The organism is Lacinutrix sp. MEBiC02595 (genome assembly GCF_053601555.1).
This window is the reverse complement of record NZ_JBSHNU010000111.1, coordinates 1-309: the sequence shown is the minus strand read 5'-3', so window position 1 is coordinate 309 and position 309 is coordinate 1. Positions and strand designations below refer to the sequence as shown.

The window sequence follows — 309 nt, the reverse complement described above, 5'->3', positions numbered from 1 at the left end:
GGTGCAATATTATCTGAAACGGTAATCGTTTGTATTTGCGGTGTTGCAGCATTTCCACAATCGTCTGATAAAGTCCAAGTTCTAGTAATAATAAACGAACCTTCACAAGTACCAGCGGTTACAACATCTGTAAAAGTAGCTTCTAAAGTAGTATCACAATTATCAGCTTCATTGGTTACATCACCAGTTTCACTAACCGTTGCATCATAATTACAAGAAGCATCCGTAAAAATTTCAATAGCTGCAGGCGCAGTAAATGTTGGCGCAATATTATCTGAAACGGTAATCGTTTGTATTTGCGGCGTTGCG

The 309-nt window shown here is 38.5% G+C and carries 1 protein-coding gene; it reads right to left on the bottom strand.

Features of this window, described 5'->3' with window-relative positions; translation table 11 throughout:
* Positions 1 to 309, bottom strand: a 309-nt coding sequence (locus ACVCZW_RS00565) for a hypothetical protein (protein WP_452231371.1), incomplete at both ends; no start/stop codon positions are given.